The organism is Kitasatospora sp. NPDC001603 (assembly GCF_040298365.1).
Taxonomy (GTDB): Bacteria; Actinomycetota; Actinomycetes; order Streptomycetales; family Streptomycetaceae; genus Kitasatospora.
The window spans coordinates 24,804-50,467 of record NZ_JBEPAA010000047.1 but is presented as its reverse complement, the minus strand read 5'-3'; the positions used below and the strand labels follow the sequence as shown (position 1 = coordinate 50,467).

General features: G+C 74.6%; 24 protein-coding genes and 1 tRNA gene. 12 read left to right on the top strand and 13 right to left on the bottom strand.

What is annotated here, in order from left to right; genetic code table 11:
* Window positions 1-128: 128 nt before the first annotated feature.
* The 3 genes from ABT263_RS26230 (at window position 129) to ABT263_RS26220 (ending at window position 3,407) form a co-directional block, all read left to right on the top strand.
* Window positions 129-1,148 (top strand): N-acetylglucosamine kinase, encoded by a 1,020-nt coding sequence (locus ABT263_RS26230; protein ID WP_352293904.1) that lies wholly within the window; start codon window positions 129-131, stop codon window positions 1,146-1,148.
* Between the two features lie 458 nt (window positions 1,149-1,606).
* Window positions 1,607-2,566: a GNAT family N-acetyltransferase gene (locus ABT263_RS26225; protein WP_352293902.1), complete on the top strand. Its 960-nt coding sequence runs from the start codon at window positions 1,607-1,609 to the stop codon at window positions 2,564-2,566.
* Window positions 2,567-2,654: 88 nt separating this feature from the next.
* Window positions 2,655-3,407 (top strand): SDR family NAD(P)-dependent oxidoreductase, encoded by a 753-nt coding sequence (locus ABT263_RS26220; protein ID WP_352293900.1) that lies wholly within the window; start codon window positions 2,655-2,657, stop codon window positions 3,405-3,407.
* Between the two features lie 208 nt (window positions 3,408-3,615).
* Here the strand turns inward: ABT263_RS26220 and ABT263_RS26215 are convergent, their stop codons facing one another.
* The 3 genes from ABT263_RS26215 to ABT263_RS26205 all read right to left on the bottom strand — a co-directional run bounded on the left by ABT263_RS26215 (window position 3,616) and on the right by ABT263_RS26205 (window position 7,699).
* Window positions 3,616-5,277, bottom strand: coding sequence for an FAD-dependent oxidoreductase (locus ABT263_RS26215; protein WP_352293898.1), 1,662 nt, complete (start codon window positions 5,275-5,277; stop codon window positions 3,616-3,618).
* A gap of 174 nt (window positions 5,278-5,451) precedes the next feature.
* Window positions 5,452-6,369, bottom strand: coding sequence for an AurF N-oxygenase family protein (locus ABT263_RS26210; protein WP_352293896.1), 918 nt, complete (start codon window positions 6,367-6,369; stop codon window positions 5,452-5,454).
* 244 nt (window positions 6,370-6,613) lie between these two features.
* Entirely contained in the window at window positions 6,614-7,699 is a 1,086-nt protein-coding gene (locus tag ABT263_RS26205; protein WP_352293894.1) for an alpha/beta hydrolase, read from the bottom strand.
* 712 nt (window positions 7,700-8,411) lie between these two features.
* Here ABT263_RS26205 and ABT263_RS26200 point away from each other — a divergent pair.
* The 3 genes from ABT263_RS26200 to ABT263_RS26190 all read left to right on the top strand — a co-directional run bounded on the left by ABT263_RS26200 (window position 8,412) and on the right by ABT263_RS26190 (window position 12,557).
* Window positions 8,412-10,883, top strand: coding sequence for a SpoIIE family protein phosphatase (locus ABT263_RS26200; protein ID WP_352293892.1), 2,472 nt, complete (start codon window positions 8,412-8,414; stop codon window positions 10,881-10,883).
* A 206-nt stretch (window positions 10,884-11,089) separates the two neighbouring features.
* Complete coding sequence (locus tag ABT263_RS26195; RefSeq protein ID WP_352293890.1) at window positions 11,090-11,563, top strand: carboxymuconolactone decarboxylase family protein; 474 nt, start codon at window positions 11,090-11,092, stop codon at window positions 11,561-11,563.
* A 70-nt stretch (window positions 11,564-11,633) separates the two neighbouring features.
* The gene (locus tag ABT263_RS26190) at window positions 11,634-12,557 is read left to right on the top strand and encodes an RNA polymerase sigma-70 factor (protein WP_352293888.1); all 924 of its coding nucleotides are present in this window, start codon (window positions 11,634-11,636) and stop codon (window positions 12,555-12,557) included.
* An 88-nt stretch (window positions 12,558-12,645) separates the two neighbouring features.
* On the opposite strand, the gene ABT263_RS26185 is transcribed toward ABT263_RS26190, so the two are convergent.
* The 5 genes from ABT263_RS26185 to ABT263_RS26165 form a co-directional block, all read right to left on the bottom strand.
* Window positions 12,646-12,729, bottom strand: a tRNA-Leu gene (locus ABT263_RS26185).
* Between the two features lie 71 nt (window positions 12,730-12,800).
* On the bottom strand, window positions 12,801-14,129 hold the full coding sequence (locus ABT263_RS26180) for a lipase family protein (protein ID WP_352293886.1): 1,329 nt from the start codon (window positions 14,127-14,129) through the stop codon (window positions 12,801-12,803).
* A 147-nt stretch (window positions 14,130-14,276) separates the two neighbouring features.
* Window positions 14,277-14,480 carry a DUF397 domain-containing protein gene (locus tag ABT263_RS26175; RefSeq protein WP_352293884.1) on the bottom strand — a complete coding sequence of 68 codons (204 nt, stop codon included), beginning with the start codon at window positions 14,478-14,480 and terminating at the stop codon, window positions 14,277-14,279.
* Window positions 14,481-14,500: 20 nt separating this feature from the next.
* On the bottom strand, window positions 14,501-14,632 hold the full coding sequence (locus ABT263_RS26170) for a DUF397 domain-containing protein (RefSeq protein WP_352293882.1): 132 nt from the start codon (window positions 14,630-14,632) through the stop codon (window positions 14,501-14,503).
* The gene (locus ABT263_RS26165) at window positions 14,595-15,494 is read right to left on the bottom strand and encodes a helix-turn-helix domain-containing protein (RefSeq protein ID WP_352293880.1); all 900 of its coding nucleotides are present in this window, start codon (window positions 15,492-15,494) and stop codon (window positions 14,595-14,597) included. The genes ABT263_RS26170 and ABT263_RS26165 overlap by 38 nt, the downstream gene beginning before the upstream one ends.
* Before the next feature lie 219 nt (window positions 15,495-15,713).
* Between ABT263_RS26165 and ABT263_RS26160 the strand changes: the two genes are divergently transcribed.
* Window positions 15,714-16,208, top strand: coding sequence for an ATP-binding protein (locus tag ABT263_RS26160; protein ID WP_352293878.1), 495 nt, complete (start codon window positions 15,714-15,716; stop codon window positions 16,206-16,208).
* A gap of 188 nt (window positions 16,209-16,396) precedes the next feature.
* Here ABT263_RS26160 and ABT263_RS26155 read toward each other — a convergent pair whose 3' ends face one another.
* From ABT263_RS26155 to ABT263_RS26145, 3 genes are all read right to left on the bottom strand, one after another.
* Window positions 16,397-16,915 (bottom strand): cupin domain-containing protein, encoded by a 519-nt coding sequence (locus ABT263_RS26155; protein WP_329489950.1) that lies wholly within the window; start codon window positions 16,913-16,915, stop codon window positions 16,397-16,399.
* A gap of 176 nt (window positions 16,916-17,091) precedes the next feature.
* Window positions 17,092-17,940, bottom strand: coding sequence for an ABC transporter permease (locus ABT263_RS26150; RefSeq protein WP_352293876.1), 849 nt, complete (start codon window positions 17,938-17,940; stop codon window positions 17,092-17,094).
* Complete coding sequence (locus ABT263_RS26145) at window positions 17,937-18,857, bottom strand: ABC transporter ATP-binding protein (RefSeq protein ID WP_352293874.1); 921 nt, start codon at window positions 18,855-18,857, stop codon at window positions 17,937-17,939. The genes ABT263_RS26150 and ABT263_RS26145 overlap by 4 nt, the downstream gene beginning before the upstream one ends.
* A gap of 132 nt (window positions 18,858-18,989) precedes the next feature.
* On the opposite strand from ABT263_RS26145, the gene ABT263_RS26140 reads away from it, so the two are divergent.
* Genes ABT263_RS26140 through ABT263_RS26130 form a run of 3 tightly spaced genes read left to right on the top strand, consistent with a single transcriptional unit; the run spans window position 18,990 to window position 21,497 of the window.
* On the top strand, window positions 18,990-20,231 hold the full coding sequence (locus ABT263_RS26140; RefSeq protein ID WP_352293872.1) for a sensor histidine kinase: 1,242 nt from the start codon (window positions 18,990-18,992) through the stop codon (window positions 20,229-20,231).
* Complete coding sequence (locus ABT263_RS26135; RefSeq protein WP_329489946.1) at window positions 20,228-20,905, top strand: response regulator; 678 nt, start codon at window positions 20,228-20,230, stop codon at window positions 20,903-20,905. The genes ABT263_RS26140 and ABT263_RS26135 overlap by 4 nt, the downstream gene beginning before the upstream one ends.
* A 58-nt stretch (window positions 20,906-20,963) precedes the next feature.
* Window positions 20,964-21,497, top strand: coding sequence for a hypothetical protein (locus tag ABT263_RS26130; protein ID WP_352293870.1), 534 nt, complete (start codon window positions 20,964-20,966; stop codon window positions 21,495-21,497).
* Between the two features lie 97 nt (window positions 21,498-21,594).
* Here ABT263_RS26130 and ABT263_RS26125 read toward each other — a convergent pair whose 3' ends face one another.
* Window positions 21,595-22,707 carry an FAD-dependent monooxygenase gene (locus ABT263_RS26125; RefSeq protein WP_352293868.1) on the bottom strand — a complete coding sequence of 371 codons (1,113 nt, stop codon included), beginning with the start codon at window positions 22,705-22,707 and terminating at the stop codon, window positions 21,595-21,597.
* A gap of 246 nt (window positions 22,708-22,953) precedes the next feature.
* Between ABT263_RS26125 and ABT263_RS26120 the strand changes: the two genes are divergently transcribed.
* Window positions 22,954-23,988, top strand: coding sequence for a TetR/AcrR family transcriptional regulator C-terminal domain-containing protein (locus ABT263_RS26120; protein WP_352293866.1), 1,035 nt, complete (start codon window positions 22,954-22,956; stop codon window positions 23,986-23,988).
* Here ABT263_RS26120 and ABT263_RS26115 read toward each other — a convergent pair.
* The gene (locus ABT263_RS26115) at window positions 23,889-24,947 is read right to left on the bottom strand and encodes a GlxA family transcriptional regulator (protein WP_352293864.1); all 1,059 of its coding nucleotides are present in this window, start codon (window positions 24,945-24,947) and stop codon (window positions 23,889-23,891) included. The genes ABT263_RS26120 and ABT263_RS26115 overlap by 100 nt on opposite strands.
* Window positions 24,948-25,064: 117 nt before the next feature.
* On the opposite strand from ABT263_RS26115, the gene ABT263_RS26110 reads away from it, so the two are divergent.
* Window positions 25,065-25,661 carry a cysteine hydrolase family protein gene (locus ABT263_RS26110; protein WP_352293862.1) on the top strand — a complete coding sequence of 199 codons (597 nt, stop codon included), beginning with the start codon at window positions 25,065-25,067 and terminating at the stop codon, window positions 25,659-25,661.
* Window positions 25,662-25,664 lie beyond the last annotated feature (3 nt).

Sequence of the window (25,664 nt, the reverse complement as noted above, 5' to 3'; positions counted from 1 at the left end):
GTTCCGTCCGGCCCGCGCCCCCGGCCGCCGTCGCCGCCGACCGCGGCGACGGCCCGCCGGGCCGCGAGGAGACCGACCACCCCCGGCCGGGGACAACGGCCGGGCCACGTACGAGCCGCGGGGACCTCATGACCCACCAGCCCGAACCACTACTGCCCGGCGTTCTCGCCATCGACGCGGGCAACTCCAAGACCGACGTCGCCCTGATCGGCGCCGACGGCACCGTGCTCGGCGCCGCCCGGGGCGGCGGCTTCGCACCGCAGAAGATCGGTGGCGCGGCGGCCGTCGCCGGCCTCGCGCCGCTGGTCGAGGAGGCGGCCACCGCTGCCGGGCTGACCTTCCGCAGCGGTGTGCTGACCACCCACGTCAGCGCCTGCCTCGCCAACGCCGACCTCCCGGTGGAGGAGGCCGCCCTGCGCACCGCCCTGGAATCGCACCCCTGGGGCCTCAGCAACACCGTCGTCAACGACACCTTCGGCCTGCTGCGGGCCGGCACCGACGGCCCGCGCGGCGTGGCCGTCGTCTGCGGGGCCGGCATCAACTGCGTCGGCCTGCTGCCCGACGGCCGCACCGCCCGGTTCCCCGCCCTCGGCGAGCTGACCGGCGACTGGGGCGGCGGCAGCGGCCTCGCCGTCAGCAGCATGTGGCACGCCGTCCGCGCCGAGGACGGCCGCGGCGGCCCGACCGGGCTCGCCCGCGCCATCGCCGAGCACTTCGGCCTGCCGGACACCGGCGCCGTCGCCGAGGCGATCCACCTCGGGCACCTGCCCTTCGGGCGGCTGCACGAGATCGTCCGGGTGCTGTTCGCGGTGGCGGAGACCGGCGACCCGGTCGCCCTGGAGCTGATCGACCGGCAGGCCGACGAGATCACCCGGCTCGCCGTCGTCGCGCTGCGCCGCCTGGACCTGCTGGACGAGCCCACCCCGCTGGTGCTCGGCGGCGGGGTGCTCTCCTCCCGGCAGCCGCTGCTGCTCGACAACCTGACGGCGCGCCTGGCCGTGGCGGCGCCGCTGGCCGAGCCGCGGGTCGTCGTGGCGCCGCCGGTGCTGGGCGCCGCGCTGCTCGGCCTCGACCACCTCGCGGCCGGGCCGGCGGCCCAGGCCCGGGTGCGCGAGGCGTACGACCCGGCCCACCCGGTCGCCGCCTGACCCACCGCAGGCCGGCCCCCCGAGACTCCGCCCCCGACAGGTCCGCACACCCGTCGGGGGCGGTCCCCGTGCGGCGGGCGCCGGGGGCGGCGGCGCGGGTGCCGGGCCTTCGCCCGGCGATCGCGGCCGCGCCGCCGTGCCGTCGCCGCCGCGGCCTTTCCGCCACCGTGACCGCGGCCGCGCGAGAAGTCGGACCGGCCGACTTCTCGCGCCGTACGGCCTTGACCTCAACCGCACTTCATGGTGTGGGATGGGCATCGACGGCGGCGCACGCCGCCGGGGATCGTGGCCGGTCGAACGACGCGGTCGATGCCCCGTCCGTAGGGTGACGACCGGCCTCGGGCCAGTGGGCCGCCTCCGCACCCGATCGTGCCGGAGGCGGCCCCGGGCCCCGTCCGGCCGGGTCGGCTCGCCCGATCCGGTCGACAGGGCGGCCGCCGATGGCGCAGAGTCGCGGCATGCCCCGACTCCCGCTGCCGTCCCTCCCGGCCCACTACCGGAGCCGGGCCGCCACCCCGGCCGACGCACCGGCGATCCACCGGCTGGTCGCCGCCCGCGAACGCGAGTTGCCCGGCGGCGCCGGCGAGAACGCGGTCGACGGCGTGGCCGCCGACCTGGCCCTGCCCGGTCTGGACCCGGCCCGCGACACGCTGCTGGTGCTGGACGCGGCGGGCACCGTGGTCGCCCGGGCCTGGGTGCACGGCGGCCGGCGGAGCAAGGTGGACGTCCACCCGGCGCACCGGGGCCAGGGGTTGGGCGGCGCGCTGCTCGACTGGGTCGAGGCGCGGGCCCGGGAGCTGGGCAGCGAGCGGCTCTCGCAGACCGTCCGGGACGGTGACCGCGCCGCCGACGCGCTGCTGCGTTCGCGCGGGTACGGGCCGTTCGTCACGCAGTGGCTGCTGGAGATCGGGCTGCCCGCCGGGCCGGCGGCGCCCGTACCACCGGACGGGATCACCGTCCGGCCGTTCCGCGCCGGCGACGAGCGGGCCGCGTACCGGCTCACCGAGGACGCGTTCGACGAGTGGCAGGTGCGGCGCAAGCCCTACGAGGAGTGGGCGCGGCACACCGTCGAGCGGGACACCTTCGCGCCCGCGCTCTCGCCGGTCGCGTTCGCGGCCGGGGAGATGGTCGGCGCGGTGCTGTCGCTGGACCTGCCGGACACCGGCGAGGGCTACATCGAGCGGGTCGCGGTCCGACGGGACCACCGCGGCCGGGGCGTCGCCCGGGCGCTGCTGCGGGAGGCGTTCGCCGCGTTCCACCGGCGCGGCCGGCGGGCCTGCACGCTGTGGACGCACTCGGAGACCGGCGCGCTCGCGCTGTACCAGCGGGTGGGGATGACCGTCCGGCTCGGCTCGACGGTGTACGGCAAGCCGCTCCACCCGGGCGGGGCCGGCGGGCCGGCCCGATCGGGCGCGTGAGCCGGCCGTTCGGACCCGCCGGGAAGTTACCGTTCGGTAGGCTCCGGACCGGAGTCGTCGATCGACGCAGGAGCAGGGGGCGCACACGATGGAGCAGCGACGGACCGCGGTGGTGTCGGGCGGCGGGACGGGGATCGGCCGGGCGGTCGCCGCCGAACTCGCCGGACGCGGTTACCGGGTGGCGATCGTCGGACGGCGGGCCGAGGTGCTGGCGAAGGCCGCCGCGGAGATCGGGGGCGACGTGGTGCCGGTCGCGGCCGACCTCACGGTGGCCGCCGAGGTCGCGGCGGCGGCCGAGGCGATCGCGGCACTCGGCCCGGTGGACGTGCTGGTCAACAACGCGGGCGCGGTGATCACCCCGCCCGCCGACGCCTCCCTCGAAGCCCTGGCCGAGGCCTGGCGGCGGGACCTGGACACCAACCTCCTGTCCGCCGTCCTGCTCACCGGCGCGCTCGCCGACCGGCTGCGCCGCCCGGGCGGCCGGGTGATCCTGATCAGCTCCGCCGCCGCCCAGCGCGGCGGGGCCGGCCCGCACTCGGCCGGTTCCTACGCCGCCGCCAAGGCCGCCCTGCACGGCTGGGGCTTCGGCCTCGCCCGGCAGTTCGGCCCGGAGGGCATCACCGTCAACATCCTCGCCCCCGGCTACGTCGAGTCCACCGAGATCTTCGGCAGCGGCTGGACGCCGGAGTTCCACGCCGACAAGATCGCCGCCACCCTGGTCGGCCGGGCCGGCACCCCGGAGGACGTGGCGGCGGCCGTCGCCTACCTGGCCTCCCCGGAGGCCGGCTACGTCACCGGCCAGGTCATCGGGGTCAACGGCGGCGCCGTCCTGGGGCGTTGAGGCCGAGCAGCGGACCCGCACCGGGCGGGCCGGTCCCGCCCCGGTGCGGACCCATCGGCGGGCCGGCGGCTCCCGGGCCGGGCGCCTCACCACCGGCTTGCTACGCCAACCTGCGCCAGCTGCGGCCGGGCCAGCGAACCCGCGCGCGGCCGGGCGCCCTCGCGCGGGACCGGGCGACGACTGGCCGGGGCCCGGGCGGGCCCGGGGGTCAGCGGCGGCCGGCCGCCAGGAGGGCGGGGAGGGTGGCGAACTTGACCCGGGGGCGGCCGGCGGCCTCACCGAGGGCGCGTTCGGCGCGGTCGATGGCCCGCAGCTGCTTCAGCCCGACGGCGTCCGGCCGCCGGCTGCGGACCAGCCGGGCCAACTCCCTTCGGGTGCCGGACGAATCGGGCAGCGCACCGGCCGCGGCATCGTCCAGCAGGGCGTCCACGGTCTCCTGCGCGCAGGCCCGGTTGGCCCCGATCCCGCCGGACGGCCCGCGCTTGGCCCAGCCCACGACGTAGGTGCCGGGCAGCGGCCGGCCGGTCTCCGGGTCGATCACGCGGCCGCCCCGGTGCGGCACGGCCGCGGCGGCGGCGTCGAAGGGCAGACCGGGCACGGGGACGCCCCGGTAGCCGATGGACCGCACCACCAGTCCGGCCCGGAGGGTGCCGTGCTCACCGGTGGGTTCGGCACGCGGACCGTCGGGGCCGGCCACGAGCGCCGTCCCGCCGAGCCGGACGCCCTCGACGCGGCTCGTGCCCAGGAGTTCGGTGGGCGCGGCGAAGAAGCGCAGCACGATCCGGCGGCCGGGGCGCGGCGGCTCGCCGCCGTCGACGTGCTCCAGCGGCAGCCCGGCGAGCAGCGCGGCCTTCGAGCCCTCCGGCGCGGCGGCGATCGCGGCGCGGACCTCGGGGTGGTCCTCGACGACGAGTTCGACGCCGGGCAGGTGCTGGAGCGCGAGGAACTCGGACCGCGTCCAGGCCGCCTGCTCGGGCCCCCGGCGGGCGAGCAGCACCACCTCCCGCACCCGGCTGTCCCGCAGGGCGGCGAGGGCGTGGTCGGCGATGTCGGTCGCGGCGAGCCGGTCCGGGTCGAGCAGCAGGATCCGGGCGACGTCCACGGCGACGTTGCCGTTGCCGACGACGACCGCCCGCTCGGCGGAGAGGTCGACGGCCTCGGCCGGGACGGTCGGGTCGGCGTTGTACCAGCCGACGAAGGTGGTGGCGGGCAGGCTGCCGGGGAGGTCCTCACCGGGCAGGCCGAGCCGGCGGTCGGTGGCGGCGCCGACCGCGTACACGACCGCGTGGTGGTGGGCGGCCAGTTCGGCATGGCTGAGGTCCTTGCCGATCTCGACGTTGAGGTGGACCCGCAGCCGGGGGTGGTGGAACACGCTCGCGAAGCTCTCGGCGATCCGCTTGGTCGACTGGTGGTCGGGGGCGACGCCGTGCCGCAGCAGGCCGCCGGCGACCGGCAGCCGGTCGATCATGGTGATCTCCGCGCCGGTGGTGCGCAGCAGCGACTGGGCGGTGTAGCTCGCGGACGGGCCGGTGCCGACGATCGCTATCCGCAGCGGCCCGAGGTCGTCCGGCAGGCTCCGGGGGAAGGTCGGCGCTCCCCAGCTGTGGTCGGCCGGGTGGTCCCGGTAGTAGTCGCGGTTGAGCTCCCCGAAGACGGTGTCGGGGCCGGCGAGCCGGTCGACGGGGTAGACGGCGTCGACCGGGCAGGCGTCCGCGCAGGCGCCGCAGTCGATGCAGGCGACCGGGTCGATGAAGAGCATGTCGGTACGGCCGAACTCCGGCTCGTCCGGGGTGGGGTGGATGCAGTTGACCGGGCAGACGGACACGCACGAGGCGTCGTTGCAGCAGGTCTGGGTGATCGCGTAGGCCATGGCCGGGTGGGGTCCTCGCTGCGTGGGGGAGGCGGTCGGGTCACGCCGGGTCGGGTCGGGCGCAGGCGTCGAGCCGGTCGGCGCGGGCGTCGGCCGGCTCTCGGGGTCGGGACGGGTCGGAGACGGGGCGGGGTTGCGGTCGCGTCGGCGAGCGCCGGCTCGGGTCGGGTCGGGTCAGAGCATGTCGACGCGGCGGTAGACCGCGGCCGCGGAGCTGTTGAGCAGCCCGGCCTCGCCGAGGAAGGCCATCAGGTGGCTGGAGCTGGTGCGCATCATCGCCTTGCGGTGCTGGTTGGCCCGCACCTCGGCCAGCGCCCGTTCGGTGTCCAGCCCGGCGGCCCGGTACACGCCCGGGTGGACCATGCTGCTGACGATGACGTAGGCCGCCACCGCGATGCCGGTCCCGGCGGCCCGCCGACGGGCGCGGCCGGCGCCGCGCAGCCGCTCGCGGATCTCCTGGCGGGCGAACTTCATGTGCCGCGATTCCTCGACGACATGGATCCGGGACGTCCCGCGGACGATGTCCAGGACGTTCTCGCCGCGCATCCAGTCGCGCTGCATGACGTCGAGCACCTCTTCGGCCACCAGGATCCCGCCGTAGGCGAGTTCACCCTTGGCGGTGGCCTTGAAGAGGCGGCCGGCCTGGGCGATCACCCCGGCCGGCCGGTACTGCGGGACGCCCATCTTCTCGCAGGCGCGCGCGAACATGATCGAGTGCCGGCACTCGTCGGCTATCTCGGTGAGGGCGAAGCGGAACTCCGCGCTGGCCGGGTTCTTCAGGTACTGGTCGCGCAGCACCATCTGCTGCAGGATCATCTCGAACCAGATGCCGGTGGTCATGATCGAGCAGACCTCGTGCCGGGTGAGGGTGACCCGCTGCCGCTCGGTCATCTCGTCCCACAGCCGGGTGCCGTAGAGCGTGCTCCACTCGGGGTTGAGCCCGTAGCCGTCCTCGGGGAGCGGCGCGTCCCAGTCGATCTCGGTCGCCGGGTCGTAGGAGAGGGTCGCGGCCGAGTCGAGCAGTCGCTTCGAGACGTCGTCGTCGGCCGAGGTGTGAGCGTGGATCCCTGCTGCCGTGCCGGGGTGAGCCATGGCTGCCTCCAGGTGCGTGCCCTGCGCGGGGTTCCCGCCCGCCCCGCTTATTAGACGGAGAGTACAATAAGAGGCCGGGCGCGAGAAGCCCTCGCGCACCGGCCTCCGGCGGAACCCGGATGGCACGTCAGCGTTCCGGCACGTCAGGCATCGCGAGCCGTCAAGGATGCGGACCGCCAGACACTGCGGCCCGTCAGGCGTCGTGGTCCCTCAGGCATCGCGGCCCGTCACGCCGCCGGGGGTTTCACGCGTTCGGGCTGAGCGCCAGCCGGAGTGCCCCGGCGGCCTCCGCCGTGGCCTCGCGGAACCGCCGGCCTATCCCCAGGTAGTTGATGTAGCCGTGGATCAGGTCGGGCTGGCGGCTGAGCGCGACCACCACGCCCGCCTCGCGCAGCCGCTCGGCGTACGCCTCCCCCTCGTCGCGCAGCGGGTCGAAGCCCGCGGTGGCGATGTACGCGGGCGGCAGGCCGGTCAGGTCGGGGGTGAGCAGCGGGGAGAGCCGGGGGTCCGAGCGGTCCACGCCCTCGGGTGCGTAGTGGTCGGCGAACCAGTCCATGTGCGCGCTGGTGAGGAGGAACCCGTCGGCGAACAGCTCCCGGGACGGCCGGTGCCGGGAGGCGTCGACCGCCGGGTAGAAGAGCAGCTGGAACGCGGGCGCGGGCCCGCCGCGCCGGACCGCCAGCTGGGCGGTGACGGCCGCCAGGTTGCCGCCGGCGCTGTCGCCGCCGACCGCGATCCGGTCCGGGTCCACACCGAGGTCGGCCGCCTCGGCATGGGCGTGGTCGAAGGCGGCCAGCGCGTCGTCCACGGCGGCCGGGAAGACGTGCTCCGGGGCCAGCCGGTACTCGACCGAGAGCACCCGGACACCCGCGTGCCGGGCGAGGAAGCGCGCGGTGTTGTCGTGGCTGGTCCGGGTGCCGAGCACCCAGCCGCCGCCGTGGAAGAAGACCAGCAGCCCGGACGGGGCGGCCAGGCCGTCCGGCGTGTACAGGGTGGCCGGCAGTTCGCCGTACTCGACCGGGATCCGGATCTCGCGGGTGGCCACCGGCTCGATCACCGGGCCGCTCACCAGGTGGCGGCCGTGGTCCAGCCCGACCCGCGACGCGGCCACTCCGGCGGGCCTGACCAGGTGGTTCCCGGAGATCCGCTGGAGGCTCAGCAGCAGTTGGGCGTCGAGGGCCAGCCGCTGGCCGTCCCGTCGGACGGGCGCGCCGGCGATCAGCCGGCGCAGCGGCCGCGGCAGCGCGTAGGCCGCGCGGACGGCGGCGGCCTGGGCACGGACCTGGACCGGGATCGGGGCCGGTGCCGGTGCCCGGGTCGGGATCGTCATGGTGCCTCCTGCGTGGTCGGGGCCCGGGCCGGCCGCTCGCGGTGGACCGGCACGACGGCTCGGGATCGAGGCGGCTCAGCGTAGTGTTACTCGCCGGTTCGGCCCAGCGTGCCCCTTCGCTTGACCGGTCGGTGACGGCCCGGGCCTCGCGCGATGTCCGCGCGGCGGATGCCGGGCGCCCGGCGGTCCTCGACCGGACGGACGCGGGCCGGGCCCCGACCCGGCGCACCGACCACACCCCGAGCCCGTGGGACACCCCGGCAACGCCTGACGGGACACCCCGGCCCGGGCCCCGCGCAGGTCCCGGCCCGGCCGCCGCCGGTAGCCCGCCGTGACTGGCGGCGACGCGCGCCGGAGGGATGATGGAGAAGCCCCGGCCCAGGCAGCGGGGGGTACGGACCGGCGCGCTCGCGGCCGGAGGAGAGGAGCGGATCGGATGAGCACGGTGGGCCTCCTCCCCCTCGGCCCCCGGTCACCGGTGGGCCGCGCACGGCACCCGGTCCCCCCGGCGGACGCCGGCTCTGCCGCCGCCCCTGCCGCTGCCCCTGCCCGGCGGGCGGTGACCCGGCGGCCCGGCGACGGCGGGGCAGCACATCACCCGGATGGGGGCCTGCGGCGGCACGCGGCCCGACGGCCGGACGGAGGGTGACCATCGGACGGACGGACGAACCGCAGACGGCCGAGACCGCACGACACATCCGAGGTGCGCATCATGGACAGCCGACGACCCCCCTTCGTCGACAGCGCGGCCGGTGCCCTGCTGGACGCGGACGGCAGGATCGTCCGCTGGACCCGGGAGGCCGAGCAGCTGCTGTCCCTGCCCGCCTCCGAGGTCTGCGGCCGCCCGGTCCGTGAGCTGCTGGCCGACCCGGCCACCTGGACCGCCCTGCTGGCCGAACGCCGGGCCGAGCGCGCGGCGGCAGCGGAGCGCGCGGCGGCAGCTGAACGGGCGGCCTCCGCCGAGCCGGCGGCGCCGCAGTCCCCGGAGCAGTCCTCCGACACCTGGTCCGGCACCGCGCTGGTGCGCTCCGGCCGGGGCGAGGAGCTGGGGATCGTCTTCCAGGTGCTCCCGCTGGAGGACAGCGACGGCCGGAAGCCGTCCGGCGCGGCCCGGTACTTCCTGCTCGGCGCCCCCGCCGAACTCGTCACCCAGTGGCGGCAGGACCAGGCGTTCACCCGGGAGCTGTTCCTCCAGGACCGGGTCGGCCTCGCCGTGTTCGACACCCAGCTGCGACTGGTCAGGACCAACACCCACCTGCTCCCCTACTCCGGCCTCCCGCCGGACCTGACCGGACGGCGCCTCGGGGACTTCCTGGAGCCCGAGGGCGCCGAGGCGGTAGAAAAGCAACTGCACGAGGTGCTGCGGACGGGCCGGCCGCTGGTGATCTCCGGAGAGCTGGTGCGGACGATCGAGGAGCCGGGCGGCGGGGCGGCGATGGCGATCTCGGCCTTCCGGCTGCAGGCCGCCGACGGTCAGGTGATCGGGGTGACGGCGCTGTTCACCGACGTCACCGCGCTCCACCGCTCCGGCGAGCGGCTCGCCGTGCTGCACCGCGCGACGGCGGCGGTCGGCGGATCGCTCTCGGTCACCGGCACCGCCGGGGACCTCGCCGCCGTCCTGGCGCCCGGGCTGGCCGATCTGGCCGTGGTCGAGATCGCCGAGGCGGTGTTCACCGGCGAGGAGCCGGCGCCCGGCCGGGACGGCCGGCTGCTGCTCCGCCGGACCGCCGTCACCGGGGACGCGGACCTGCTGGAGGACGCGGGGCTCGACCGGGTGGCGGAGACGACTGCGGTCGAGTTCGACACCGAGGGCTCACCGATCGCCCCCGTCGGCCATCCCACCCTGACCACCGCGGACGCCTCCCCGAGCACGGCCGGCACGATGACCGCGCCGCTGCGTGCCCGGGGCAGCCTCCTCGGCCGGGTGACCGTCCACCGCGCCGCCGGCCGCCTCGCCTACGAACCGGCCGATCTGGACCTGCTGCGCGAGATCGCCGCCCGCACCGCCCTCGCGCTGGACAACGCCCGCCGCTACACCCGCGAGCACCGCGCCGCCGTCAGCCTCCAGCGCAGCCTGCTGCCGCCCGCGCACTTCGAGACCGCCGCCGTGACCACCGCCAGCGTCTACCTGCCCACGGACACCGCCAGCGGCGTCGGCGGCGACTGGTTCGACGTGATCCCGCTCTCCTCGGCCCGGGTCGCGCTGGTCGCCGGGGACGTGGTCGGCCACGGGCTGGAGGCCAGCGCCACCATGGGCCGGCTGCGCACCGCCGTCCGGACCCTCGCCGACCTCGACCTGGAACCCGACGAGCTGCTGGTCCATCTCGACGACCTGGTCTGCCAGTTGCTGATCGAGGGCGCGAGGCCGGAGGAGGACGGCGAGTGGCCCGCCGGTCAGCGGACCGGCCCGTTCGGCGCCACCTGCGTCTACGCCGTCTACGACCCGGTCTCGCGGCGGTGCGCGATGGCCTCCGCCGGACACCCGCCGCCCGCCGTCGCGGCGCCGGACGGCACCGTCGAGTACGTGCCGGTGCGCCCGGGCCCGCCGCTGGGCGTCAGCGGTCTGCCGTTCGAGGTGGCGGAGGTCGAGCTGGCGCCGGGCAGCGTACTGGCGCTCTACACCGACGGGCTGATCGTGGGGTACGGGGGCGACCTCGACGAGGGGCTGGCCGAGCTGCGCAGCCGGATGGCCCGCCCCGGCGCCGCCGCCGCACCGCTGCGGGAGCTCGGCCGCGCCATCGTCGACGGTCAGCCGGCGCACCGGCTGGCCGACGACGTCACCCTGCTGCTCGCCCGCACCCGGGCGGTGCCGACCGACGCCACCGCCACCTGGTCGGTGGAGGCCGACCCGGCGGCCGTCGCCCGGGTGCGCGGGAGTGCGACGGCGCGGCTGCGCGCGTGGGGCCTGGAGGAGCTGGTCTTCACCACCGAGCTGGTGCTGAGCGAGCTGGTCACCAACGCCATCCGCTACGCCGGCGGCCCGGTCGAGGTGCGGCTGATCCTGGCGGAGCGGCTGACCTGCGAGGTCTCCGACCCCAGCGCCACCCAGCCGCGGATGCGCCGGGCCCGGCTCACCGACGAGGGCGGCCGGGGCCTGTACCTGGTCGCCCAGCTCACCAGCCGCTGGGGCAGCCGCTACACCCGCAACGGCAAGACCATCTGGGCCGAGCAGGAGCTGCCGTAGCCACCCCGTCCCGGGCCCGGGCCCGCCCAGGACGGCGAAGGGCCGGGACGGCGAAGGGCCGGCACGGGCGCCCTCGCCGTCCCGGGTGTCCAGCAGCCGCACCAGCCGGGCCGCCCGAGACGCGGGTCACATCCGTGCGTGTCACAACCCGGCCGCCCGGTCCGTCTCAAGGGGTGCAGGGACGGACGACAACGGAGGAGCACCCCATGGACGCGCGACTGAGCCTGTTCGCCACCCCGGTTGCCGGGAAGGCCTTCAAGCACCTGATGGCGCTGGGCAGGACGCTCAAGGACGGACCGCTGCCGGCGGCGACGCAGGAGCTGGTGGCGCTGCGGGTGAGCCAGATCAACGGCTGCGCGGTCTGCATCGACATGCACGGCAAGGAGGCCGCGGCCGCCGGCGAGACCGCGGCGCGGCTCAACCTGGTGGCGGCGTGGCGGGAGGCGACGGTCTTCACCGAGGCCGAACGGGCCGCGCTGGAGCTGGCGGAGCAGGGGACGCGGGTCGCGGACGCGGCCGGCGGGGTCGACGACGAGGTGTGGGCGCGGGCCGCCGCGCACTACGACGAGGAGCAGTTGACCGCCCTGACCATGCTGGTCTCGCTCATGAACATGGTGAACCGGCTCAACGTCATCACCCGACAGCCCGCCGGGGACTACGAGGTCGGCCAGTTCCACTGAGTACGCGACGGGCGGGGGCGAGGGGCTCCCGCCCGCGAATGGTTCGGACGATCAGGAGAGGGGATCCGGCGTGAGCAAGGTCGAGGAGTTCGAGGAGTTGCGGTCGCTGCTGTTCTCGATCGCCTACCGCATCCTGGGCAGCGTGAGCGAGGCCGAGGACGCGGTGCAGGAGACGTGGCTGCGCTACGACGGCTCGGCGACCCGGCCCGCGTCGGTCAGGGCCTTCCTGTCGGCGACGGTGACGCGGATCTCGATCGACGTCCTGCGCTCGGCCCGGGTGCGGCGGGAGGCGTACGTGGGCGCGTGGTTCCCCGAGCCGCTGCTGGACGACCCCTACCAGGACCCGGCGCGGTCGGCGGAGCTGGCCGACTCGGTGTCGATGGCGGCGCTGCTGCTGCTGGAGCGGCTCAGCCCGCTGGAGCGGGCGGCGTTCGTGCTGCGGGAGGTGTTCGGCTTCGGGTACGACGAGGTGGCGGCGACGGTCGGCCGGTCCGAGGCCGCCTGCCGGCAGCTGGTGGTGCGGGCCCGCCGGCACATGGAGGCCGGGCGCCCGCGCTTCGAGGCGGTCCGCACGGAGCAGGAGGAGCTGTCGGCGCGGTTCTTCGAGGCCCTGCGCGAGGGTGATGTGGCCGGTCTGCAGGAGCTGCTGGCCGCCGACGTGACGATGGTCGGCGACGGCGGCGGCAAGACCCCGCAGCTGGCCAGGGCCATCGCGGGGGCCGGGAACGTGGCCCGGCTGCTGGCCGCCTTCTTCCCCCGGCTGGCGCTGGTCGACGTGACCTGCGAGCCGCACGAGGTCAACCGCCAGCCGGGCGCGATCCTCCGCGACCGGGACGGCAGGGTGCTCCAGGCGCTGTCGCTCGACGTGCTCGACGGCCGGATCCAGGCCATCCGCCTGGTCCTCAACCCCGACAAGCTCGGCCACCTCGGCCCGGTCGCCGACGCCTGGGCCGTCCACGACGAGGTCCGGAAGGCCCGCCGCCCGAGGCGGTGAACGGGCTGGCTCCCCGGGACAACGAGAAGGCCGGTCGGTCCGACGTGAGTCGGGCCGACCGGCCTTCTGCTGGTCTGACGACCAAGTGTGCGCGAGGGGGGAGTTGAACCCCCACGCCCTTTCGGGCACTGGAACCTGAATCCAGCGCGTCTGCCTATTCCGCCACCCGCGCATCTGGGTGATGAGGTAAATCGTAGCCCATCCGCGCGGGTGCTCCGAACCAGGTCAGTGGGGCCGCCGGGATCAGCCCGCGAGGCGCTCCACGATCCAGTCCAGCAGCACGGGGGACCCGTTGCTGTGCACGGTGTTGTCGTCGTCGAAGGCGACCTCATCCAGGTGGCCCCGGTCGAGGTCCGCGTCGGTGATGGAGAGGTTCACGTCGACGTTCCACCGCACCGGGTCGAAGTCCAGCGCCGCCGCGCTGACGGACGGGACGAAGGCGCCACTGCGGAAGTCCTCGGAGATCTTCGCCTTCAGCGCGTCCGCGACCTTGCCGAAGGAGTCCAGGGTGCCGCCGGGCGCCCCGTCCAGCGCCGGGACCTCGGTGGTGGTGCTGCGACGCACCGCCAGGCCGAGGTGCATGCCGCCGATCGGCTGCTCCTCGCCCCGCTCCGGCTGGAAGCGGGCCGTGGCGCTGGCGATCAGCGCTTGCCAGTCGAAGGCGACCTCGCCCGCCGGCAGCGGGCGGCCGACGCCGTCGCGGCGGCCGTTGGAGACGCCCAGCTTGCGCGGGATCGACGGGAACTCGTCGAAGCGCTTGAGGTCCGCCAGGAACTCCGCACGCAGCGGGCTGGAGGTGGCGACCGGCCCGGAGTACTTGGAGTTCTCCACCCAGGCCCAGAGCAGCTGCTGGGCGGCGGGGCTGCGGATCAGGTCGGCCTGCTTGGCGCCGTCCGGGCCCGCCGGGGTGTAGTCCTCGAAGAAGTAGGCCATCTGCTGAAGCACCAGCGGGATCCACGCGCCGTTGTGGGGCGAGTCGTAGGAGAGGTACGTCTCCGTCTGGTGGTCCATCTTCTGCGTCTCCAGCTTGGCGAGCGCGAAGCGGGTGACGATCCCGCCCATGCTCACCCCGCCGACGGTCAGCCGCTCGTCGCCCACCCGCTCGTCGATCAGCTTCTGGATCGCCGCGATCGCGACCTCGGCGTTGGCCTGGATGTGGGTGTGTCGCTCCTCGAAGCCGAGCAGGACGATGTCGAAGCCCCGGGCGAGCAGCTGGTCGAAGAGCCCCTGCTTGTCGCCGTAGGGCTGGTTGAAGTACGCGAACAGCTCGGGGAGCTTGCTCGGGCCGTAGCTGAAGCCGTCCGCGAAGAGGAAGGGCTTGCGCAGGCCGAGCTTCGGGTTGGCGTAGTAGACGGCCGCCTTGCCCTTCGCGGCCTGCCCCTTGTACTCGGCACCGGTCAGCTCCCAGACCACGTCGGCCTGGCGCCCGCCCGGGGCCGAGCGCTCCAGCGCGGAGGCGAACCACACGTCGGTCGTCAGCGAGGCGGCGAGCTCCGCCACCTCCGCCTGACTGGGCTCCGCCTGGCCCCCCTTGAGGGTCAGGGCTACGTCGATCCGGGGTTCCTGTGTCATGACTACCGCCTCGGTCCAGTCGAACGGGGATCACGTGCGCACAGTCGATGACCGTAATGGTTTGATCACGCACCGCACCAGCGAAACACGCAGAGTGATCGAGATTGTTCGGCCACAGTTGGCGGATGACCGGAGTTGTCCGACCGGTCAGACGGGAAAGTCGCCGGCCCGGACGGCGGCGAGGAAGGAGTCCCAGGCGGAGGCGGGGAAGAGGAGGGCGGGCCCGTCGGGGTCCTTCGAGTCACGCACCGGCACGAGGCCGGGGAATCCGGGGGCCACCTCGACGCACTCGCCGCCGTTGGACGCGCTGTAGCTGCTCTTCAGCCAAGCGGCCGCGCTGAGATCAGTCATGAGCCTCTCCAACGGACGCGTTACACGGAAAAGTCGCCGGCCCGGACTGCGGCGAGGAAGGAGTCCCAGGCGGAGGCGGGGAAGAGGAGCGCGGGCCCGTCGGGGTCCTTCGAGTCACGCACCGGCACGAGGCCGGGGAATCCGGGGGCCACCTCGACGCAGTCGCCGCCGTTGCTTCCGCTGTGGCTGCTCTTGCGCCAGGCGGCTGCGGCGAGCTCGTTCGTCGTCATCTCTGAACCCTTCCAGCGCGTCGGCGATCAGCGCGAGCGAGTCCCCCACTGAAAACGCGTCCCCACGGAGGCGATCATAGCTTTGCTGGTGACCGGACACGATTGCCGCGACGTCGCACGGATGCCCTCGATCAAGGCTCTCCGAGTAAACCCAGTGCTGCCCGCCAGGCATCTCCAACATCACCATGGACTTGTCGACTACGGTCCGGCACTGAGCGAACGGCACGACCTGGATGACGATGTTGGGCAACTCGGCAACGGCCAGCAAGTGCTCCATCTGGCGCCTCATCACACCGGGGCCGCCGACCACGTTCCGGATGGCACTCTCGTCCAGGAGTGCAAGCAAGAGGGGTCCACCGTCGGCGAGAAACCGTCGTTGCCTCCCCAATCGCGCGGCAGTCCGCTCTTCGACCAACTCGGGACTTCCCGCGGCATCCCCCGTCGCGAACAGAGCCCGCGCATACTCCCTGCACTGCAGCAGCCCGTGCATGAAGTTGAATTGGAAGACCCTGATGGCAACTGCCTCGGCCTCCATGTCCGCGTGCTCCTGGAACCAGTCCGGGTGCTCGATCTCCGCGTTCCAGTCCACCCGGTCCCAGAGCCGCTTCAGCAAGCCACCGGTGCTCATCAACTGGTCGGCTTCCTCCACCGACTCAGGAGGCATCCGGCGCTTGCCACTCTCATATCGGGTGATGTTCGTCCGATTGCAGTGCAGGAGCTTGCCAAGCTCCTCCTGGGTGTAGCCGCCCAACTCACGGTAGAACCGCAGCTCTTCGCCGAACATCACGGCGGAGCTGGCCGTCGGCCCCTGCTTCGCCCTCCGGTGTGACATGCCGTCCCCCCTCACGTGCCGCATGTGACCGGTACTCCGGATTGGTCGTCACCGTACCTCCGTCCCCTCGATCATTGATGCCGGAACGCAATCTTCTGCTTGCACCGCGTGACCACGCGCCGTCCCGCGAGCCGCTTCCACTCCCCCATCGCCCCAGGAGGTAGCCACGCCATGTCCAAGAACTGCGTAGACCGCCGGCTGTTCGGCCCCCAGCACCGTCGACCGCGTGAATTCGCGGCGTGGCTGGACTCCCGGCCCGCGTGCACCCCGCTGGCCCGGCTGATGCTGCGGGCCTATCTCGCCGGGATGCCGCAGGGCGAACGCTACTCGGACGTCGGCGAGTTGCTGCTCGGCGAACTCTTCGCCAACGCCGTCCAGCACAGTGACGCGCCGCCGGACCGCATGATCGAGGTCCGGTTCGCGCTGATCACCGACCGGCTCCGGATCGAGGTGCACGACGCGGGCACCGGCCGCCCGACCGCCCGGCTCTCCGCCACCGACGACGAGCACGGGCGGGGCCTCTTCCTCGTCAACGAGCTCGCGGACCGGTGGGGTTGCCGCCCGCGTGCGGGCGGGGTGGGCAAGTTCGTCTGGGCCCTGGTCGCCCCCGGGCCCGAGTACACCGGTCCCGCCTTCGGTCGTGCTCCCGGCGTCATCGCCGTCTGACGGCAGCGCCGCCCCGGCGCATTCACCGTGCGCCCCGCAACGGTTTCCCCCCAACGTGGGGTTTGGCTCAACCCATCGGCCCGTGCGTACCGATGCCCCATGCGGCGCAAGTCCCGGGCGGGGTGGCGGCGCTGAGGGCTGCCACCCCGTTCGCCGCTCCTCCCCCGGTCGACGACTACCGCTGGCCGTTACTTCGCGGCGTCGAGGGTGGCGCGCCAGAGCGGGCTGTCGACGTAGTGGTTGTCGTACTGCTCGGAGGAGTCCTTGATCTCCTGCGGGCTCGCCTCGCCGCGCATCACCCGGCCGAGCAGGCGCAGGTAGTCGAAGCGGGGCATGCCCGGGGTGAAGACGAAGAGCACGTCGGCCTCGGAGCCGGGCGCCGCCGCGAAGGCGTGCGGGGTGTGCGGCGGGACGAGCAGCAGGTCGCCGGCGCCGAGGACCTTGATCTCGTTCTCGACCAGCACCTGCAGCGAGCCGTCGATCACGAAGAACAGCTCCGAGGCCCGGGTGTGGAAGTGGGCCGGGGCGCCGACCGCGCCCTTGGCGAAGGTCGAGCGGTAGCTGGTGATCGAGCTGCCGTCGGTGCCGCAGTCGGCCAGCAGGGTCATCACGCTGCTCGGGTCACTGGTGGTCTCGGCCTCGGCCGCGCGGGTCAGCACGGGCTTGAGGTCGGCGGCGGCCGGGATGAGGTTCGCAGCGGTGTTCACAGTCGTTCTCCGTGTTTCGGGTGGTGGGCCCCGGTCTCTCGCCGTGGCCTTGTGTCTACGACTCTACGCAGTCGAGAGACCCGAGCAAGGGTGCATTTCCAACCCACTTCCGTGGGTCAATTCTCGGACGGTGCCGGACGTGACCCAGCGTCATCCGAGGCCCCGGCACCAGCCTTTCAGACGTCCCGGCGCCGCACGACGACCACCGCGAGCACGACGGCGACCAGCGGCCAGAGCAGGTACACGGCCCACGAGCCGGGGACCGTCGCGGTGTACGCGAGGGAGTCGGGATCCGCCGGCCAGTTCTGGACCAGGCGCCGCCAGGCGGTGGACGGCATCAGGTGGTTGACGTCCGCCGACCAGCGCGTCCCCTCCGAGAACATCGGGGGCAGCAGCACCAGCGTGAAGACCCCGGTGACCACGGTGGTGGCGGTGTGCCGGATCAGCACCCCGAGACCCAGCCCGACCAGGGCGCAGATCGGGGCCACCAGGGTGCACGCCACCAGGGCCCGGGCCAGCCCGTGCTGGGTGGCGGGGGCTCCCCCGCCCAGCACGGCCTGGGAGGCCAGGAAGGAGCCGACGGAGGTCACCGCGCCGACCGCGGTCCACAGCGCGGCGGTGACGGCCGCCTTGGCCAGGACCACCTGGCCACGGGCGGGGACGGCCACCGTGGTGGTGCGGATCAGCCCGCTGCTGTACTCGCTCACCACGGTGATGGCGCCCATCGTGGCGGCGACCAGCATCAGGGTCCAGTACCCGGCCGCCGGAAAGGCGTTGAAGGGGAGGAACTCGCGGGGCGCGCCCGGGACCGCGTCGCCGTCGTGCGCCGCCATCGTCGCCGCGACGGCGGAGCCGATGACGAACACCGTGGTGACCGCGATCGCCCACGGGGTGGAGCGCAGCGACCGCATCTTGATCCACTCGGAGGCGAGCAGATCGCCGAAGCGCACGGGCGAGGCAGCCGCCGGGACGACTGAGGGGGTGACTGCGGGGGCTGCCGCCGGGGCGGCCGTGGACGTCGTCATCGGGGCTCTCCTGCCAGGTATTCGACGCTGTCGGCGGTGAGTTCCATGAAGGCCTCCTCCAAGGAGGCGTTCCGGGTGGTCAGTTCGTCCAGCGGGATCCGGTGCTCCAGGGCGAGCGCGCCGATCCGGTCCGCCGGCAGTCCGGTCACGGTGAGCCTCCCGGTACCGGCCGGGTCCGCCGGTGCGACCGAGCCGCCCGCGGCGGCCAGCACCGCCGCCAGTTCGGCGGCCTGCCGGGTGCCCACCACGACGCCCCGGCCGGTGCTGCGGGCCGCGAACTCCCCGACCGGCTCGGCGGCGATGAGCCGGCCCCGGCCGATCACCACGAGGTCGTCGGCGGTGTGCTCCATCTCCGACATCAGGTGGCTCGACAGCAGCACCGTGCGCCCCTCAGCGGCCAGGCGCCGGAACAGCCGGCGCATCCAGAGCACGCCCTCCGGGTCCATGCCGTTGACCGGTTCGTCGAAGACCAGCACGGGCGGGTCGCCGAGCAGGGCGGTGGCGATCCCGAGCCGCTGCTTCATGCCCAGCGAGAACCCGCCGATCCGGCGGGCCGCCGCCTCGGCCAGCCCCACCTCCCGCAGCACCTCGTCGACCCGGCGCAGCGGGATGCCGTTGCTGCGGGCCAGGGCGGACAGCTGGGCCGCGGCGCTGCGTCCGCCGTGCACCTGGTTGGCGTCGAGGAGCGCGCCGACGTGCCGCAGGCCGCGCGGGTGGGTGCGGAAGGGGAGGCCGCCGACGGTGGCGGTGCCGGCCGTCGGGGCGTCCAGGCCGAGGATCATCCGCAGGGTGGTGGTCTTGCCCGCTCCGTTGGGGCCGAGGAATCCGGTGACCCGGCCCGGCCGCACGGTGAAGGTGAGACGGTCGACGGCGGTCCTGCCGCCGTAGTGCTTGGTGAGTTCCTTGACTTCGATCACGAGGACGACTCTGCCCGGGCGGCCCTCGTCCGGGCATCGGGCCCGGGGCGACACCTCCCCCGGCGGGATCCGCCCACGGGCGTACGCCCCCGGGCCGATGCCGCGCGGGCGGCCGCTGGCTAACCTCGCCGCATGAACGTCGGAACGATCACCCCGCGCACCGCCACGCCCCCGCCCCGGCCCTCGCGGAGAGGCGCCGTGCCGGTGACCGGCACGCGCGTCGCGGCCTGGGTGGGCGGCTCCGTCTACGTGCTCGCGACGGCCCTGCTGGCGGGGGCCACGCCGCGGGCTCCGCACGCGCTGCACGCCGTCGGGTCGCTGCTGGCCGTGAGCCTGCTGGTCGGTGTGGTGCGGAGGATGCCGCTGCTGGCGCTGGCGATGGCCCTCCTCGGCTCCGCCGTCGTGGTGGTGGGCACGGGGAACTCCGGCGATCCGCACCTGGCGTTGACCTACCAGAGCCAGTTCCTGCCCTTCCTGGCGGTGGACGCCCTCCTGGGCTTCGTCGTCGCCACCGGTGCGCGCCGGGCCTGGATCGGCGCCGTGACCGTGTCCACCCTCGTCCAACTGCTGCTGGTCGGCGGCTTCGCCCACGGGGACAACCTGACCGCCAACGCCGTGATCGCCGTCCTGGCGACGGCCGCGGCCTGCACCGTCGGCCTGCTGGTCCGCGAGCGCCGCGAGCACGCGGTGGCGCTGCGCTCGCAGGAGGTGGCCGAGGCGGTGACCGCCGAACGGCTGCGGATCGCCCGGGAGTTGCACGACATGGTCGCGCACAGCATCGGCATCATCGCCATCCAGGCCGGGGTCGGGAGCCGGGTGATCGAGACCCAGCCCGCGGAGGCCCGGGAGGCACTGCGCGCCATCGAGGCCACCAGCCGCGAGACGCTGGCGGGTCTGCGCCGCACGCTGGTGGCGCTGCGGCGGAGCGACCCGGGCCCCGCGGAGTCGAGGCGGGCGCCGCTCGCGCCCTCGCCCGGACTGGCGGACATCGACGGGCTGGTGGCGGCGACGGCCGACGCGGGGGTGCGGGTCGACCTGCGCCAGCGGGGGGAGCGGCGCCCGCTGCCGGCCGAGATCGAGCTGTCCGCCTACCGTATCGTCCAGGAGGCGCTGACCAACGTGGTCCGCCACGCGGCCACCGGGCACTGCCGGGTGACCATCGATCACGGGGACGGGGAGCTGTCGGTGGAGATCGTCGACGACGGGCGCGGCGCCGCCACGAGCGGGCCGGACCACGGCTTCGGGCTGGTGGGCATGCGGGAGCGGGTCGCCCTGCTGCACGGCCGGCTGAGCGCCGGGCCGCGCCCCGGGGGCGGCTTCCGGGTGGCCGCCCGGCTGCCGCTGCCCGCCGGAGTCACGGCGGTGGCCCGATGAGCGTCCGCGTCCTGCTCGTCGACGACCAGCCGCTGGTGCGATCCGGACTGCGCGTGATCATGGCCGACCACCCCGACCTGCTGGTGGTCGGCGAGGCCGCCGACGGCGCCGAGGCCGTCCGACTGGTCGGCGAGCTGGGTCCCGACGTCGTGGTGATGGACATCCGGATGCCCGGCATGGACGGGATCGAGGCCACCCGACTGATCACGGCCGGACCGGCGACGGCCCGCGTCCTCGTGCTGACCACTTTCGACGAGGACGACCACGTCTACGACGCGCTGCGGGCCGGGGCGAGCGGCTTCGTGGTCAAGGACATGGCGCTGGACGACATCCTCGCGGCGGTCCGGGTGGTCGCCGACGGCGACGCGCTGATCGCGCCGGGCGTGACGCGCCGGCTGATCGCGGACTTCGTCGGGCGCCCGGGGGCCGCCCGCCCCGGGGCCGCCCCGGAGGGCCCGCCCCCGACGGTCGAGGGCATCACCGAGCGGGAGCGGGAGGTGCTGACCCTGGTCGGGCGCGGCCGGTCGAACGCCGAGATCGCCGAGGACCTCTTCATCACGGTGGCCACCGCCAAGTCGCACGTGTCGCGGCTGCTCGCCAAGCTGGGCGCCCGGGACCGGGTCCAGCTCGTGATCACCGCCTACGAGGCCGGGCTGGTCACGCCGTCCCGGTGACCGCCCGGCCCAGCCCCGGCAGACCGGCCCGCCGTGGTGTACTGGGTCAAGTCGGCCCGTGCAGCACACACTTGGGGGAGCCGTGTTCCACAGCGACGACCGGCGCCCGCCCGGCATCCGGACGCCCGACCGGGAGACCGCCGAGGAGTTCGGCGAGCCGGTCGCCGTGCTCCGCGACGCCCCGGCCGGGTGGTTCACCCTGCTGGGGCGGCAGAGCTCGGACGGGTTCCTCCACTGCCTCGACGTCGGCTACCACCGCGGCACCGACCTGATGGCGACCGTCCAGACCTCCCGGCCGCTGCCGGTGAGCCACCGGGTCCGGCCGTTCAGCACGCCCGAGTCCGAGCTCTGGGTCTTCCTCGCCGACTCCGGGCGGATCGACCACGGGACGTTCCCGGAGGACCTCGGGCCCGTCCGCCACGAGGTCGTCCTCCGCCTGGACGGGGTCGCCACCCGGGTGGCGGGGTCCCGGTCCCACGGCTGCACCAGCGCCTCGCTGCCGTGCGGCGCCGGGCACCTCGTGGTGACCGCGCCGGACGCCCACTGGGAGGCCGTCGCCGACCTCGTCCTGCGCCGGGCGGGCGACTTCTAGGGGCGCCCTCGGCCCTAAGCCCCTGCCCCTGCCCCTGCGTCTGCGTCTGCGTCTGCCCCCTGCCCCCGCCCCTGCGCCGGCTCGGCGCCTGAGCCGCTCAGCGGTCGAGGGCGATGGCGTGCTTGGCCCGCTCGACCGACTCCTCGGCCGGCGGGCCGCCGGGGTTCTCGGTGGCCAGCGCCTGGTTGAGGGCCACGAAGGGGCGCATCCGCTCCTCGTAGCGGGTGAAGGCGGCCCGGTGGTCCCCGCCCGCCGCCCTTTCCCGCCCGAGCTCGTCGGCGAGCACATGGGCGCCGACCAGCGCCAGGCTGGTGCCCTGACCGGAGAGCAGCGAGGCGCAGTACCCGGCGTCGCCGACCAGGGCGGTCCGGCCGACGGACCAGCGGTCGAGGTGCACCTGCGCCATCACGTCGGCGTAGAAGTCGGGCGCCCGCTCCAGCGCGGCCAGCAGCCGGGGCGTCTCCCAGCGCAGCGCGCCCATCCGCTCGGCGACCTGCCGCCTGGCCAGCACCATGTCGCGCACGGCCGGTTCGTCGCTCCCGTAGCCGAAGGTGATCCGCAGCTCGCGGTTGCCGCGCACCGGGTAGATGCCGTAGCCGGCGTGGCCGTCGCGCTGCCAGACCTGCCAGTCCTCCAGGCCGAGGAAGTTGTCCGCGCCGAAGATGGCGACGTGGGAGCCGAGGTGGCGCAGGAACCGCTCCTCGGGGCCGAAGGCCAGCCTGCGGACCCCGGAGTGCAGGCCGTCCGCACCGACCACCAGGTCGAAGGTGCGGGGCGCGCCGTGCGCGAAGGTGACGTGCACGCCGTGCTCGTCCTCCCGGAGCCCGGTGATGCTGTCGCCGCCCACGAACTCGACGCCGTCGGAGGCGTGTTCGTGCAGCAGGGCGACGAGGTCCTCGCGCAGCAGCTCGACGTCGTCGCTGTCGAGCCGGCCGCTGCTGTAGGTGGCCTCGGTGGAGCGGTGCACCTCGTTGCCGTCGGCGTCGAGGACGGACATGCCGCGCATCCGGGTCCGGGCGGCCCGGATCGGCCCGGTCAGACCCATCCGGTCGACGACGTCGAGTGCGACGCCCCGGATGTCGACGGCCTGGCCGCCACGGCGCGGGGCGGCGGCGAGCTCCACCACCGTCGGGGCGAAGCCGTTGCGGCGCAGCCAGTGGGCGAGGGTGAGGCCGGCGATGCCGCCACCGGAGACGAGGACGGTCTGCATGAGGAACTCCCCCTGTTCGCGGCCGGTTACCCGGACGCCTGTGTCTGTACGCTGTAAGCGAGCTGCTCGTGCGCAGCTCGCGCTCTGAATGTACGACGTAAATTCAGAGGCACGCAAGGAGCTGACCAGCAGGTTCGGGCGCATCTGTGCTAGTACAGCGGGCCTTTCGGTGGGCATCTCGGCCGGTCGGCCCTGAGCTAGTACAGGGCGGACGACCGCGAAAAGATCTTCCGAGGAGTCGACAGCATGGCCACGGACCCGGACCCGCCCTACCGGCGCATCGCCGCCGACCTCCGACGGCGGATCGCCACCGGCGCGCTCGCCCCGGGCGAGCGGGTGCCCTCGAACCGCCGGCTCGCCCAGGAGTGGGGCGTCGCCCTCGCCACCGCCACCAAGGCGCTGACCGTGCTGCGGCTGGAGGGGCTGGTGGAGGCCCGGGCCCGGGTCGGCACCGTGGTGGCCGGCGGCCCGACCCGCCCGACCGGACCGGGCGTGGCGGTTCCGGCGGTCGCACCGGCCGCAGCTGCCGTCGCGCCCGTGCCCGCGCCGCCCACCGCAGCCGACGCCCACCCCGCACCGGACCGCGCGCCCGCCGGGGACGGCGAGCTGAGCCGGGAGCGGATCGTCCGGGCCGCGCTGGAGCTGGCCGACGCCGAAGGGCTCGGCTCGCTCTCGATGCGCGCCGTCGCCGGGCGGCTCGGGGTGTCCGCGATGTCGCCGTACCGCTACGTCACCAGCAAGGAGGAGCTGGTCATGCTGGCCGCCGACGCGGCCTTCGGCGAGGCCCGCTACCCGGCCGACCCGCCCGCCGGCTGGCGGCCCCGCCTGGAGCTGGGCGCCCGCACCCTCTGGGCCCTGTTCCGCCGCCACCCCTGGCTCGCGCAGCTCAGCCCGGTCACCCGGCCGCTGCTGCTGCCCAACCTGCTGGTGCACGCCGAATGGGCGCTCGCCGCGCTCGACGGCCACGGCCTCTCCGCGCCGGCCATGCTCGACATCCACGTGCTGCTGTACAGCTACATCGAGGGCATCGCCGTCAACCTGGAGCGCGAGGACCAGGCCCGGGCCGCCACCGGCGTCACCGAGGACCAGTGGATGGACCGCCAGCTCCCCGTCATCGGCGCGCTCGCCGACTCCGGCCGCTTCCCGGTGTTCGGCCGGCTGATGGCCGACCTCCCGAACGGCTACGACCTGGACCTGGACACCCTGTTCGAGTTCGGCCTGGCCAACCTGCTGGACGGACTGGCCTCCCGCGTCGGCCCGACGGCGCCCGCCGGTCCCTGATCCCCCTCGCGCCCCCGGAAGGCCCGGCGGTACTCGCGCGGGGCGACCCCGACCCGGGCGACGAAGACGGGCCGCAGCGAGACCGCCGCACCGAAGCCGCAGCGGACCGCGACGGCGTCCACCGGCAGGTCCGTCTCCTCCAGCAACCGCTGGGCCAGGAGCACGCGTTGCTCCAGCAGCCAGCGCAGCGGCGTGGTGCCCGTCGCGCCGACGAAGCGGCGGGCGAACGAGCGCTCCGACATCAGCGCCAGCCCGGCCATGCCGCGGACCGTCCACGGGGTGTCGAGGGCGGCCAGGACCTCGGCGCGGACCCGGGCCAGGACGTCGTCACCGCCGGCGTCCTCGGGGACCGGCGACGGGATGAACTGCGCCTGCCCACCAGCCCGGAAGGGCGCGGTGACCATCGTCCGGGCGATCGTGGCGGCGGCCTGCTGGCCGTGCGCGGCGCGCACCAGGTGCAGACACAGGTCGATGCCGGCCGCCACCCCGGCGGAGGTCCAGAGCCCGCCCTCACCGGTGAAGAGCACCTCCGGGCGGACGTCCACCGCCGGGAAGCGCCGGGCCAGTTCGCCGGCGAGCGCCCAGTGGGTGGTGGCGGTCCGGCCGTCCAGCAGCCCGGCCTCGGCGAGGACGAAGGCGCCCGCGCAGAGCGAGGCGATGGCGACACCGCCCTCGTGGGCGGCGCGCAGGGCGGCCAGCACGGCCGGGTCGCGCGGCTCGTTCAGCCGCTCCATCCCCGGGACGACGACCAGATCGCACTCCCGCAGCGTCTCCAGGCCGAAGTCCGGCACCCGCTCCAGCCCGCCGCCGAGCCGCACCCGGGCGCCCTGCGGCCCGCAGACCCGCAGGTCGAAGGCGGGCAGCCCGGGCCGGGTCAGCCGGTTCGACCACACCTCGCCGATCACCGCGTAGTCGAACGCCCGCACGCCCTCGAAGATCAGGCAACCCACAGTCCGCATGGCAGAAATCTAGCGACGAAGGGCGCCCGGGCGCCCGGGGCACGGTGGCAGGAATCGATCGATGGGTGGCGCCGGCGCCCCTCACCCGGGGTGCCCGGGCGCCGACACGATGGACGCATGACGAACACCGACGCATTCGACGCCCCGCTCACCATCGACTCCGACGCCGTACTCGTCGTCATCGACGTCCAGAAGGGCTTCGACGACCACGCGTTCTGGGGCGAGCGGGACAACCCGGAGGCCGAGCAGCGGATCGGCGAACTGATCGGCACCTGGCAGGAGACCGGGCGCCCGGTCGTGGTGGTGCAGCACGCCTCGCAGACCGGGCCGCTGGCCCCGGGCACCCCGGGGTACGAGCTGAAGGACGTGGTGGCGGACGTCAAGGCGGACCTGCACATCACCAAGCCGGTGAACAGCGCCTTCTACGGCACCCCGGACCTGCACGCCTGGCTCCGGCAGCGGGGCGCCCGCCAGGTCGTCATCGTCGGGATCATGACGAACGTGTGCAACGAGACCACGGCGCGGATGGCGGGCAACCTCGGGTACGACACGGTCTTCCCGACCGACGCCATGCACACCTTCGACATGGCCGGGCCGGATGGCGTGACCGTGCCGGCCGCCGAACTCGCCCGGGCCACCGCGACGGTGCTGCACGCGATGCGCTTCGCCAAGGTGGTCACCACCGGCGCCGTCCTGGCGGCGGCGGTCAGCTGACTG